Origin of the sequence: Kiloniella sp. EL199 (genome assembly GCF_900313065.1) — a bacterium.
Lineage (GTDB): Bacteria > Pseudomonadota > Alphaproteobacteria > Kiloniellales > Kiloniellaceae > Kiloniella.
This window is the reverse complement of the sequence record NZ_OMPU01000014.1, coordinates 227,993-240,188: the sequence shown is the minus strand read 5'-3', so window position 1 is coordinate 240,188 and position 12,196 is coordinate 227,993. Positions and strand designations below refer to the sequence as shown.

The window sequence follows — 12,196 nt, the reverse complement described above, 5'->3', positions numbered from 1 at the left end:
CCGGATTTCTGATCTCAGTGAAGTTAAGATTTAATAGATTTGATTTCGCTCGTTCCGGGGCCAATTGATCTGGCAAGCGCAGGGTAATATTTCAGAAGCGTTATACCACGCGCAGCCATGTAAATAGTCATTGCAAGCCATAGTCCGTGATTTCCCCATGTTGGGACAAGAAGCCATGCGCTGATCAGAAATGTAGCCAATGACTGTATCATGGCATTTCGCAAATCTGCTGTGCGTGTTGTGCCAATGAAAATGCCGTCCAATTGAAAGCTTGCAACACTTATCAGCGGCATAATAATAGGCCAATAAATATAACTTGCTGCAGTCGATTTGACACTTGGGATATCTGTGAACAAATCTACAATAAACTGCCCAGACAGATAAAAGAGTATAACGAAGATAATTGCAGTGAAAAACGCCATGGCACTACTGGCTTTTACGGCTTTCCTGAACTCTTCATTGTCGTTTCTCCCCTTTGCATGACCCGTTGTTATTTCCGCTGCATGGGCAAAACCATCCAGCCCATAGGCTGAGAAATAGAGGAAATGCATTAATACGGCATTGGCGGCAAGAATCTCATCCCCCATGCTTGCGCCTAATCGTGTGAAACAGGCAAAAGCAAAGATGAGGCATAGAGTGCGGATAAAGATGTCTCTGTTTACTGTAAAGAGGGCGAGAATATGAGTACGGAGCCAAACGTTTTGCCAATTAATCGAGCTTGCAAAAAAATCAGATTTTTTCAAAATAATCCACAGCCCAACGGCAAAACCAACGCTTTCAGCAATCACTGTGGCCAGGGAGACACCTTCTACCCCCCATTCCAATTCAATGACAAAAATCAGATCCAGAACAATGTTCACAGAGTTTATAATTATCTGAAGAATAAAGGTTAGTTTCGGTTCGCCTTTGCCTATGAGCCAACCGATAATGACATAGTTGGATAGAGCGATTGGGGCGCTCCATATACGTATCGTGCTGTATTGAAATGCTAATTGCTGTACTTCAGCGCTACCGTCAATCAGTGTAATGCATAGCTGTAACAACGGAGCTTGTAGCAGAATTAGCAGTAACCCGAAGAACAGAGCAAGTAGCATTGGCCGCAAAAATGCAGCTTGTTGTTCAAGTAAATTTCTAGCGCCAAAAGCCTGAGATGTGAAGCCTACCGTTCCCATCTTTAAAAAGCCGAAGCCCCAAAAAAGGAAGCTGAAAATTGTGCCCCCCACAGCAACACCGCCAATAAAGGCTGGGTCTGGTAAATGCCCCATGACAGCAGTGTCAACAGCGCCCAGTAATGGAACGGTCAGATTTGATAATATCAGCGGTGTCGCTAAAGCAAGTATGTGTTTGTAATTGGCAGGCAGCTTAATCAATAATTCAGTACTTTAAGAAAGGCGAGGGGAAACAGGAAGTTGACTTATATCTCAACCGCCATATTTCTCGTACTACTATTTTCTTTCTACATGCAACACTGTGATGTTTCATATCCTGAGGCACCTGTGTTTTATGTGAAGTATTTCTAATTTCTTATATCGGGCAAGCTTACAACGCATTAAGAGTGCAATTTTCGCCTATATCTGGAGCCTCGACGTGATGTTGCAGCCAGTCGCGATTTGGGAAATTCGGCTGTTTGCTTGAGAAACATCATCGTTTTCAAAGTGCTTTTATTTGTCTGGTCGACCACATCTTTGTAGTGCTTTAGTAACCGTTTGGCAGCCAGCGCGGGGTCAAGTTCACTTGGAAGACTCAAAATCCAGGCGATGATAATATCTTCTGGCGGCGTGTTCGTTTCCTTATCCATCATAATCATTTGATGAATGATAGATTTTGGATCATTTTTTAAATTTGAAGGAACAATCGCTGAAGCGAAAGATAGAGTAGAGGCGTGACTCGTCATGGCATTTTCTCCTCCGGTGCACCCCGCCCGGGTTAAGGGTTGATAAATGCGATGGCAGGTCTCCTGGCTCGTGGATCAACAATATCAATCTTTCCTTCCCAGCCGATGTTTGGCCAGTGGGCTACAAAATGATATCTCGTCACTTACAGTTGCGGGGGCAGCTTTGGAGTTAGTCGTATTATGACTTCACCAAATTCCCTTTTCATCCCACAGGGGGAACCTCGCGATTTAATATCAAGCTACTTTAGAAGAAGGGAACGTGTCAATTATTTGTATCTGATGCTGTGGTTTTATTTAATTTAATTTAATTTTCTATGGAACTTTAGGACTGCACATCAAATTTCTCAAAAAGAATCCTGGTGGCAATTGAACGTCCGGCGGCTTGGGTTGGAACTGCCCGGTTTTTTGACGAGCTCGTCATAACTGCTTTTTGAGATGTTTTTGCGAGGCCTTTTGTTGAAGGTGTTGCTTTCTTGCGTGAACTGGATTGCGGGAGACTTACGCTCAAAGTGGATGCAGGTTCTGTTGTTTTCAAGTGAGTGACAGCAACACCACCTGGGTTTCTTGCCTGTTTTGTGGCCTTGGTTTGCTGTTTTGCGATTTTATCACGAGCTCTTTTTTCGAGAGCTGCGAGGCGTAGTTCTTTGTTGATACGGTGCTTTTCATTTCGCCAGGCGGTCAAGACCTTACGGCGATAGGGGGTACTATATTTTTGATTGTAAGAATGATACCTGCCTACAGCTGATGTCCAGGAAGGAGATTTACCACGTAACTCAACAAGAAACTTTGCCGCATAGGCAACATTTTTATGAGGATCGAAAGCGTCATTCAATGATTTGAATGCTTTGGCATGGTGGTACAAATTAACCTGCATACAGCCAACGTCGATATTTTTTACACCTTTTGCTTTGAGCTTTTGTACTTCGACAATAGCTGCCTGTTTGGTCGGAAGATATCTTCCTCTTCCTTCTGCCATCACTGTCCAGGGCCATGCTACTTTGCTTCCCTTTTCTTTATCCCATTTGCCCGATTCAACAAGCGAAATTGCTCTGAGAAGATGAAGAGGAATTTTTTTCTGAATTTCGGTTTCGGTAATAATATCTGCGCAGATATCATTATTTTTTTTTGTACTAAGGGATTGAGCAAAAGCATTGGCTGATGTGAGAACACCGATAGCAAGCACAAGCGATTGTAACAGTTTGCACAGCATGATCTTTTACTCCTTTCCCTGTTGTATTTGCGATGTTTGATGAATGGTTGTTATCCAATGACCTTTCATCTTTTAGTTTCTTAGTCGGTTTGAATTGGTAGCATCCGAGGTAAAATTTCCCAGTGTTCATTTGGGAATTTGCGTGTTACACGACTAATAAATTTCCCGACATTTTCTTCTTTCATTGCCAAAATTTTTACGGGTTGTTGGTTTTTACGAATTAGAAAATCCTGACGTCTTTCATGATCGAACATTCTCTCCTCCAGTTTCCATTACTGTTGAAATTTAGAAAGCAATTTTGAGGCCAATTTTTAATGGTTAGAGGGGTGAAAGTTTTAAAGATTTCAGTCCAAAGTGAAGATGGTAGGAAAAGTCTTTTCTTATTAAATAGTTAGAGATGGCGTGTTTTGAAAATAAAAACAATCGTGATTGATGGTTTCTGGCATTGAGTAAAACCTTATGCACAGATGATGCCTAGGCTGTTCATTTTAAGTTTCAAAATGACAGATGGGGCGGCAAAAAGTATCAGCAGCTCAAGTTTATTTGCAGAACTAATAGTCGAGAACGTTTGCTTTGATTGATCCGGCAGCAAGAACGATTTCATCCATTAATGAGGCCATATCATCAAAATCCGGGCGGCGTTCAATCCTGTCTTCATCCATATAGAGTGTGCGGGATATTTCGATTTGAAGGCAGTTTATTCCCAAGGCTGGTTCACCGTAATGCTGGGTTATAAATCCGCCGGGATAAGGGTTATTACAGAGCACACGATATGAATTTTGTTCTAAAATATCTTCTACTGTTTTTGTGACTGCGCTTGAACAAGCTGTGCCAAAACGGTCTCCGAGCACAAAATGAACAGATGAAGATCGTGAACTGATACCGTTAACCTGTGTGGTAAGTTTGGGCATCGAATGGCAGTCAATTAAGATACAATAACCAAATTTACGTTTTGTGGCATCGACAAGTTGACGAAGGACCTGATGATAAGGCCAGTAAAATCGCTCTATACGATCTTTTGCTTCAGCAAAGGTTAGCTTGTCTTTGTAAATTTGTGTCTCGCTCGTGACATTGCGGGCAATGGTTCCCAGGCCAACTGCAACACGGGGTGAGTTTGTATTTACATAACTAGGCAGTTCATCCTCGAACATATGGGGATCGAGCTCAAAAGGTTCTCTGTTGGCATCGACAAAAGCACGGGGAAAGAGTGCGCACAGTAGGGGTGCCCCTAACTTTGGAGCATTTTGAAAAAGCTCATCGACAAAAGAGTCTTCTGAACGACGCAGATCATGGCTATCCAGCTTTGATCCCTGGATAAATGATTCAGGATAGTTATTACCGCTATGAGGTGACGAGAGAACAACGGGTAATGTGTGCTGATCGGGCAGGTGTAACCGATAGGATTCTGTCTCTCTCACAGCCCCTTGTTTGAAGTCTGTAGGTATCTTTTGCTGTGTTGTCGAAATGTTTTCGCCCATCTCATTAAGGTCGTAAGTCATGATATGATCGTGAAGAGCCTGATATATATCCCAATTGTAAAATGGAAACTGATTTCTGCCTGTAGGGTGTGACTATCATGGTGCTCTTTTGATTATGGGCAGTGATTTGTTGTATAAGGTTAAATCTATTCTTGATGCGATGATGACGAAGTGTCGAGAGTTTTTTTGAACTTTATTTGATTGATACACCTTTTTTGATGGCTGACATTCTTCTTGCAGAAGATGATGATAACTTGCGTTATTACCTGTGCCGTGCCTTGGAGCGGGCTGGACACAATGTGATATCTGCTGCGAATGGCCTGGAAGCTGAAGAAACCTTATCGTTTCACAGATTTGATTTGGTACTTACTGATGTGGTTATGCCGGAAAAGGGCGGCGTTGAGTTGGCCAAGATTGCCCGTTTTCATCAGCCGGAGATAAAAGTGATGTTCATTACTGGTTTTTCGGGAGTACTGATGGAGGAGACAGATCTTTCTTTCAAAAGTGCGAAGGTTTTGTCGAAGCCATTTCATCTTAGAGATTTAATTATTGAAGTGAAGAAAGTACTTTTGTAACGGAAAACTTTTGTGAAAGGGCTTGTCAAACATATGGCAGTTTGATACTTCCCTGTCTCACCAAACAAAGAGTGTTTTATCAGACGATTTGTTGGATACAGGGCGTATAGCTCAGCGGGAGAGCACTTCGTTGACATCGAAGGGGTCACTGGTTCAATCCCAGTTACGCCCACCATGAAAACCCCAAGGGAAACCTTGGGGTTTTCTTTTGTCTGGCTTCTCAAAAGCTATTTAAATAACAGGGCTATTGCCGAGAAAATCAAAATGACAGACAGGCCTTGTTTGTATCTGTCGTTCTCAATTCGATGGATAAGTTTCTTACCGATCAGGGCCGAAGTTATTGAGATGACGATCAAGGCTATCCCAAGTGGATAATGTTCTGGCCGGAGTATGCTGTTATCTGAATAGCTGACCAACTTGGTGATGTTCACGCCGAGTGCAGTTGCTGCCATCACACCGATAAAAGATTGCTTCTCAAAACCCATGCGATCTAGCGCTAACGCCTTAATGGGATTTCCACTGCTAAGAAGTCCGGATACATACCCATATAGCGCAGCAACAGCGAGAGCGATGGATGCTCTTTGAGGCAGGAATAGTTGTAGCCCAAGAGTACTAATGATAACACTGAGGATAATAAACCCTGCTAATAGGGGACGAAGCGGTTCTGGATCAATAGAAGCTAGCGTTTCGGCCCCTAACAGGGAAAAGGGGATACTTCCCAAGGCAATTATGGCCGAGAGTTTCCAGTCTATATATTGATGATATAGGATGGTTTTTGTGAACGTTGATGCCATAAAGAGGATAGTCGCCAGTGCGATACAATCCTTGATGGGGATAAAGAGCGATCCGAGTGACAGAACGATAAGCCCACTACCGAGGCCAAACAAGGCAGAAATCAGAGAGCCAAGAAAAGCGATTGCGAGAAAAATATAGGGCTCCAATTTTTGTGCCTTGATTATTTTTTACATCGAATGAGCTAAATGAGTGTCTTAAGTCTTTCCCGGTATTTCTGAAGTGAAAAACTCTTTTGTTCAAGTTTATTGTCTTGTGGGAATTGGTATTGCGAGATACAGGGCTGTTATTGTTGAATTTATCCCTGATTAAAAATAAATCTCAAATTTTATCTAAATTATTGTTTTATTTTAATGGGTTAGCGTTAATCTTTTTTTAATCGCTCATTTGGTAAAAGTGCATGATAAGCCAAGTATATGGCCGCAAATTAAGCCGTAGCAGCAAACGTGATGCATTGAATAGCGATTGATGCTCAAATTAGCAGGGCGATCTGGTGATAAAACCTTTTTCAGTAATAGCAACAAGGCTTGTTGATTTTAAGACCCGTATCAATCAGACGGCGAGGGCGTTTTGCGTCTGTGAGCAAGGCTCGATTTTTATCAATTTTGGTTTGGTTATTATTCCCCTGATTGGAGTAGTTGGTCTGGGAGTTGATGTCGGGCGTGGTTATGTTGTCAAAGCACGTTTAAGCCAGGCACTGGATGCTTCTGCATTGGCCGCCGCACCTTATGCAGATGATGTGAACAAGTTGGAAGATGAGTTCGAGAAATATTTCAACGCAAATTTCCCGAGCAGTTTTATGGGGGTTGATATTACGCTTGAAGACCCTGTCATTGATAATAATGGTACAACCGTAACAGTTGCAGCTTCTGCTATTCTTGATACAACATTAATGAGGGTTCTTGGCCGAGAAACAATGTCAGTTTCTGCCAGTGCCGAGGTTACAAGACTTGTCACCCCTTTGGATGTTGTTATTTCGATTGATACAACGGGATCTATGGGGTCATCTGATGGTACGGGATCGCGTTTGGACTCTGCCAAGGATGCTGCCGGTGTTCTTGTTGGTAAACTTTTTGGGAATGAGACCGAAAGCGAAAATCTGCAAGTTGGGCTGGTTCCGTGGTCAGCTGCTGTAAATGTTGCAGAACGCGGTGTTGATTACGATCCAGATTTTAATACTCTTGTTGATGGCTATTGGTATACAAATAACTCTCCAGTTCCTTTTATTACAGAGCCTGATGATGATTGGGTTGGGTGTGCTTATGCCCGTTATACTGATAACGGAAATGACGATGACGCAGATCATTTGCTGTATGATGCTGATGTTGGTGGTGTTGTCTGGGAAGCATGGGAACCAATGCCACGTCGGGTTGTTAATCCGAATAATGGTTATTTGTATACGGTACGCTGCCCGGAGTGGGGAATTTCAAAGCTTTCTGGCACAAAAAGTCATGCTATGGCTGCAATTAATGAACTTTCCGATCCGACCGGTACAACAACAATTGCGCAGGGACTTGTTTGGGCTTGGCGTGCTTTGATGCCGGGAGAACCTTATGATCAGGCGAGTAATAAAAGTAACCTTCGCCGGGCCATCGTAATCATGACAGATGGCATGAATACAAGTTCTTATCGTGATGCTTATAGAGGTGATTTAAGTGTATCTGAGATGAATGATCGACTGTCTGCTGTTGCCGCGCAGGTAAAAGCAACTGGCGTTGATATATACGTTGTCGAATATCATGTGGAAACTAACTTGATGAAGAATGTCGCAAGCGCGACAACAGCGCCTTATTATTTTAAGGCTGACAGTGCTGCGGAATTGGAAAAAGCCTTTGAAAAAATAGGCACTGAGTTATCTGAACTTCGGATTTCAAAATAATGCCATTGTATAAGCTAATCAAAAGAATCAAACGTTCCAGATTTGCAAAATGTGACAAAGGTGTTGTGGCATTAGAATACGCTCTTGGTCTGCCGGTTTTTTTAACGATGGTTTTGGGGATATTTGATCTTGGTGGCGTCTATTTTGCCTCTATCTTGTTGGAAGGTGGGTTGCGTGAGGCTGCGCGTTATGGTGTGACAGGTAATTTGGCACCAGGAGTTACAAAAGAAGAAAAAATACTAGAAACGATTAATTTTCATGGTGCCGGTTTTGTTCAGGTGAAGGCAGATGAATTATCCACGCTTGTTTATAAAGATTTTGATTCGATTGGTGATCCAGAACCTTACGTCGATGCCGATGGGAATAATGCTTATGACGCTGGTGAAGCTTTTACAGATTTGAATTGTAACGGGGCTTGGGATTCTGATTCCGGGTTTGATGGTGCCGGGAATGGCTCTGAAGTTGTTCTCTATACGGTTGAACATGAGACACAGTTGATTACGGGGTACATCGCTCATTTAGTTGGAAAAGACGGTAAAGTAAAACTGCGGGCCAGTGTCGCTGTCCGTAATGAACCTTACGGAGGAGGTGCGTCGTGCTAACATCCTCCTTTGTCTATCGAGTAGTTCGTCGTACGAAGCAGTATCTTAATCCTTTCCTTAAGTGTGATAAGGGTGTGGCTTTGGTTGAACTGGCCCTGATTCTTCCCGTGCTCCTAATCATGTTATCAGGCGTCATTGAAATGAGCCGATATATCTGGATACATCACAAAATATTAAGATTAACTGCTGAAATTAGCGACCTTGTAACGCAATCCAGAAGTATGTCAGCGACAGAGATGAACGTTCTTTTTAATGCGGCAGACTATATTATTCACCCCTTTGACCTTCAAAATAATGGGGTGATTATTGTTTCGTCTGTTAGTGGAACCGGAGAAGACCCCCCGCAAGTTAACTGGAAACAATGCGGCGCCGGTAATTTGGCTGTTACAGGGAGTGTTGGTGCTGTAGGAACGACTGCACAAATCCCAAATGGTTTGAATGTGGATCCATTGGATAACATAATTATTGCTGAAGTTTATTATAATTATGAGCCTCTGATTTTTGATAATATTATCGAGAGGACACAAATTTCGCGTGCGGCAATTCATAGTCCGCGAATATCGGCCTTGATCTCAATTCAGCGTGATCCCGGACAAACCGATGGTTGCTCTTGATCATGAAATGCTGTTATTAATGTTTCTCTTAATATTAGATGTAATAACGTTATTATAATGGATTATTACATTTTAAGGTAATGATACTGTAAATATTTGGGGGATGACCACTATATCAGTGGTCGGTGTAGGAGATGGGTTTGTTTGCGTTTGTGGTTTGCATATCAGTACGGTAGCCTTCTGGGCATGAGGAGCATTGCTTAGATGGCAAAATCAGCCAATACGCAAGTCATGAAAGGCCAGATATCGTTTTTTGACCGGTTGAAAGCCTGGTGGTTTGGCTATGAATTACGCATAGTACCAAAAGCACCGCCTATGCCTGCTATAAAAGAGCATGATGTTCGTGCTGACAGCCATGAATGGGAAAGCCTCCGTATTCAGCTTATTCAGGATGTTTGGGGCGAGGGAAACGCAACCCCGGGTGATGAAGAATATATTGAAGAACTTATTAAACCTTTTGGTTTAGATCCTTCCAAAAATGTACTTGATATCGGCGCTGGGCTTGGTGGCGTTGGTCGGACGATGTCTGATAAGTTTGGTGTTTGGGTGACCTGTATGGAACGTGACCATGAAATGGTCGATGCAGGGATGGAAATCTCGACCATGGCAGGTATGGCAAAAAAAGCCCCTGTTCTGGCTTTTGACCCCGAAAAGTTTGAGTTTAAGCCTAAATCATTTGATTGTATTTTTTCAAAAGAATCTCTTTATACAATTCAGAACAAAGAACAGTTTTTCAAAGATACCTGTCGTGCCTTGAAAGATGGCGGGCAGTTTCTTTTTACTGATTTCATCGTTGCTGATGAGCCGGATGAAGAAATATTGAAATCATGGAAAGAGAGCGAAGGTGATGGCCTTCAGATCTGGACCAAACTTGAATATGAAAAAGGCTTTACCGCAGGTAATGTTCAAAGCCGTATTTTTGAAGATATGACAGATCGCTATCTGGAGATGGTCAAAAGCGGCTGGGCTGATTATTTAGGCCAGATGAAGGAAAATGGTGCTGACAAGAAGATGGAAGAAGTTTTAGTCAGCGAGATGGAATTATGGGCGCGCCGTACGCATGCCCTTGAATCCGGCACGATCAGGCTCTATCGATTCCTCGCAATCAGGCAATCTCAGACTCAAATGCTGTCTGATTGGTAAAGAATCCGAAAAAGAGTCTCTTTTCTCTTTTGTTTACCCAAAAAGTTGCGTATAGAAGCGCTCAGTTTTCACTCTGTTTGATCAGGCAGTTGACATCCAAGAGGTCCTTACATATTGTCCGGACTTCTCGACAGCCCGATCAGCGGGCACATTTTTTGCCAAAGGTAGGACCATGAAAGTTGTAAACTCTCTGAAGACTGCCAAGCTGCGCGATAAGAACTGCCGTGTTGTTCGTCGTCGCGGCCGGGTTTATGTCATCAACAAGAAGAACCCTCGCTTTAAAGCGCGTCAGGGCTAATCTTGTTCAGTCTGGCCATTGGTCAGAATGAAGTTAAGAAAAAAAACCGCCTCTCGCTAGAGGGAGCGGTTTTTTCTTTTTTGCCTGATAAATCTCAAATATGACGATATGTCTCAAATACTGTGACAGAAACTCTTTATCTCCGGACTTGTTCTTGTCGCGAAGTTAGGCGAGGCTATGACAAGAATGATAAATCCGGGAGAAACCAGATGAAGATGCCTGATCCTGATCAATCGATCATGGCCAAAAGAAATGAGATTGCTGAAGCCTTGAGAGAGATTGTTCCCGGCGAAGGCGTGATTTTAAGTGATCGGGAATTACAGGTATACGAATCAGATGGCCTGACGGCCTATCGACAACCTCCTCTGATGGCTGTTCTGCCTCAAACCGTTGAGCAGGTCAGTCAGGTTTTGACCTATTGTCATGCCGAGGGCATTAAAGTTGTTCCCCGTGGATCGGGAACATCTCTGTCCGGTGGAGCTTTGCCACTGGCAGATGCGATCTTGCTGTGTATGGGCAAATTTAATCAGATTGTCGAGGTGGATTACGATAACCGTTGTGCCGTTGTCCAACCCGGTGTCACGAACCTGGGAATTACAAAAGCTGTAGAAGGACAAGGTTTTTATTATGCGCCCGATCCTTCCAGCCAGATTGCTTGCTCTATTGGAGGGAATGTTGCCGAAAATGCAGGCGGTGTGCATTGCCTCAAGTATGGTTTGACGACAAATAATCTTCTGGGCATTGAAATGGTCCTGATTGACGGGACGGTTTTAAGATTTGGAGGAAAACACCTTGATAGTCCCGGGTATGATCTGCTGGGGTTAATGACAGGTTCGGAAGGGCTGCTTGGGGTTGTGACAGAAGTAACTGTCCGCATCTTGCCAAAACCGGAAACTGCAAGAGCACTATTGCTGGGGTTCTCCAGTTCAGAGAGTGCGGGTGATTGTGTCGCTGCGATCATATCCGAGGGTATTGTGCCTGGTGGTATGGAGATGATGGATAAGCCTGCCATCGAGGCCGCGGAAGCGTTTGTGAATGCGGGGTATCCCTTGGATGTCGAGGCGCTTCTGATTGTAGAGTTGGATGGTCCCCAGGCTGAAGTAGATTACCTTATTGATCAAGTTTCAGCGATAGCAGAGAAATGCGGGGCTATTACCAGCCGTATTAGCCAGAATGAAGAAGAACGACAACTTTTCTGGGCTGGCCGTAAAGCGGCATTCCCGGCCGTAGGTCGTCTGACGCCGGATTATTATTGTATGGATGGCACAATTCCTCGCAACAAGCTGCCTCTCGTTCTCAAACGTATGCGAGAAATGAGTGAGCATTACGGTCTGAGAGTGGCCAATGTCTTTCATGCAGGGGATGGTAATTTACATCCCTTGATTATGTATGATGCGAATAATCCGGGGGAATTGGAAAAGGCAGAAGACTTTGGGTCGGACATACTTAAACTCTGTGTCGAGGTTGGTGGTGTTTTGACTGGGGAGCACGGGGTTGGTGTTGAAAAACGTGATCTGATGCCTGAAATGTTTAACGAGATTGATCTGAAGCAACAACTACGGGTGAAATGTGCGTTTGATAGCAAGGCGCTTTTAAACCCCGGCAAGGTTTTCCCGGAATTGCATCGCTGTGCAGAACTGGGGCGTATGCATATACATAAGGGCAAGTTACCCTTTCCCGATATTCCCCGCTTCTAGGATTGTTCTGGAGC

Annotated in this window: 13 protein-coding genes, 1 tRNA gene and 1 riboswitch; of the genes, 8 read left to right on the top strand and 6 right to left on the bottom strand. The window is 43.5% G+C overall.

Annotated elements, in window-relative coordinates:
- Positions 1–23: 23 nt before the first annotated feature.
- The 5 genes from D9A03_RS18960 to D9A03_RS18945 form a co-directional block, all read right to left on the bottom strand.
- On the bottom strand, positions 24–1,370 hold the full coding sequence (locus D9A03_RS18960; protein ID WP_254055093.1) for an MATE family efflux transporter: 1,347 nt from the start codon (positions 1,368–1,370) through the stop codon (positions 24–26).
- Between the two features lie 179 nt (positions 1,371–1,549).
- Complete coding sequence (locus D9A03_RS18955; RefSeq protein ID WP_120498783.1) at positions 1,550–1,894, bottom strand: hypothetical protein; 345 nt, start codon at positions 1,892–1,894, stop codon at positions 1,550–1,552.
- Positions 1,895–1,929: 35 nt separating this feature from the next.
- A riboswitch (cobalamin riboswitch) is annotated at positions 1,930–2,132 on the bottom strand.
- A gap of 84 nt (positions 2,133–2,216) precedes the next feature.
- Complete coding sequence (locus D9A03_RS18950) at positions 2,217–3,104, bottom strand: transglycosylase SLT domain-containing protein (protein ID WP_120498782.1); 888 nt, start codon at positions 3,102–3,104, stop codon at positions 2,217–2,219.
- Positions 3,105–3,184: 80 nt separating this feature from the next.
- The gene (locus D9A03_RS19825) at positions 3,185–3,358 is read right to left on the bottom strand and encodes a hypothetical protein (RefSeq protein ID WP_162938252.1); all 174 of its coding nucleotides are present in this window, start codon (positions 3,356–3,358) and stop codon (positions 3,185–3,187) included.
- 297 nt (positions 3,359–3,655) lie between these two features.
- Entirely contained in the window at positions 3,656–4,603 is a 948-nt protein-coding gene (locus D9A03_RS18945; RefSeq protein WP_120498781.1) for an N-formylglutamate amidohydrolase, read from the bottom strand.
- A 176-nt stretch (positions 4,604–4,779) separates the two neighbouring features.
- Here D9A03_RS18945 and D9A03_RS18940 point away from each other — a divergent pair, with 176 nt between their 5' ends.
- Positions 4,780–5,157, top strand: a complete 378-nt coding sequence (locus D9A03_RS18940) for a response regulator (protein WP_305778179.1) — start codon at positions 4,780–4,782, stop codon at positions 5,155–5,157.
- Positions 5,158–5,257: 100 nt separating this feature from the next.
- Positions 5,258–5,332, top strand: a tRNA-Val gene (locus D9A03_RS18935).
- 52 nt (positions 5,333–5,384) lie between these two features.
- Here D9A03_RS18935 and D9A03_RS18930 read toward each other — a convergent pair.
- Entirely contained in the window at positions 5,385–6,098 is a 714-nt protein-coding gene (locus D9A03_RS18930; protein ID WP_162938251.1) for a sulfite exporter TauE/SafE family protein, read from the bottom strand.
- Positions 6,099–6,442: 344 nt separating this feature from the next.
- Between D9A03_RS18930 and D9A03_RS18925 the strand changes: the two genes are divergently transcribed.
- The 6 genes from D9A03_RS18925 (at position 6,443) to D9A03_RS18900 (ending at position 12,182) form a co-directional block, all read left to right on the top strand.
- Positions 6,443–7,828, top strand: coding sequence for a pilus assembly protein TadG-related protein (locus D9A03_RS18925; RefSeq protein ID WP_120498779.1), 1,386 nt, complete (start codon positions 6,443–6,445; stop codon positions 7,826–7,828).
- The gene (locus tag D9A03_RS18920) at positions 7,828–8,430 is read left to right on the top strand and encodes a TadE/TadG family type IV pilus assembly protein (protein ID WP_120498778.1); all 603 of its coding nucleotides are present in this window, start codon (positions 7,828–7,830) and stop codon (positions 8,428–8,430) included. The genes D9A03_RS18925 and D9A03_RS18920 overlap by 1 nt, the downstream gene beginning before the upstream one ends.
- Positions 8,424–9,044, top strand: coding sequence for a TadE/TadG family type IV pilus assembly protein (locus D9A03_RS18915; protein ID WP_120498777.1), 621 nt, complete (start codon positions 8,424–8,426; stop codon positions 9,042–9,044). Before D9A03_RS18920 ends, D9A03_RS18915 begins: the two co-directional genes overlap by 7 nt.
- A 204-nt stretch (positions 9,045–9,248) precedes the next feature.
- Complete coding sequence (locus tag D9A03_RS18910) at positions 9,249–10,187, top strand: class I SAM-dependent methyltransferase (protein ID WP_120498776.1); 939 nt, start codon at positions 9,249–9,251, stop codon at positions 10,185–10,187.
- Between the two features lie 172 nt (positions 10,188–10,359).
- Positions 10,360–10,485, top strand: a complete 126-nt coding sequence (gene ykgO, locus D9A03_RS18905; RefSeq protein WP_046503444.1) for a type B 50S ribosomal protein L36 — start codon at positions 10,360–10,362, stop codon at positions 10,483–10,485.
- A gap of 209 nt (positions 10,486–10,694) precedes the next feature.
- Entirely contained in the window at positions 10,695–12,182 is a 1,488-nt protein-coding gene (locus D9A03_RS18900) for an FAD-linked oxidase C-terminal domain-containing protein (RefSeq protein WP_120498775.1), read from the top strand.
- Positions 12,183–12,196: the final 14 nt, after the last annotated feature.

What these genes read in the sequence shown, in the direction of transcription:
- D9A03_RS18955 (WP_120498783.1), bottom strand. Translation starts at nt 1,894, where the DNA reads ATGACGAGTCACGCCTCTACTCTATCTTTCGCTTCAGCGATTGTTCCT.
- D9A03_RS18950 (WP_120498782.1), bottom strand. Translation starts at nt 3,104, where the DNA reads ATGCTGTGCAAACTGTTACAATCGCTTGTGCTTGCTATCGGTGTTCTC.
- D9A03_RS19825 (WP_162938252.1), bottom strand. Translation starts at nt 3,358, where the DNA reads ATGTTCGATCATGAAAGACGTCAGGATTTTCTAATTCGTAAAAACCAA.
- D9A03_RS18945 (WP_120498781.1), bottom strand. Translation starts at nt 4,603, where the DNA reads ATGACTTACGACCTTAATGAGATGGGCGAAAACATTTCGACAACACAG.
- D9A03_RS18920 (WP_120498778.1), top strand. Translation starts at nt 7,828, where the DNA reads ATGCCATTGTATAAGCTAATCAAAAGAATCAAACGTTCCAGATTTGCA.
- D9A03_RS18910 (WP_120498776.1), top strand. Translation starts at nt 9,249, where the DNA reads ATGGCAAAATCAGCCAATACGCAAGTCATGAAAGGCCAGATATCGTTT.
- ykgO (WP_046503444.1), top strand. Translation starts at nt 10,360, where the DNA reads ATGAAAGTTGTAAACTCTCTGAAGACTGCCAAGCTGCGCGATAAGAAC.
- D9A03_RS18900 (WP_120498775.1), top strand. Translation starts at nt 10,695, where the DNA reads ATGAAGATGCCTGATCCTGATCAATCGATCATGGCCAAAAGAAATGAG.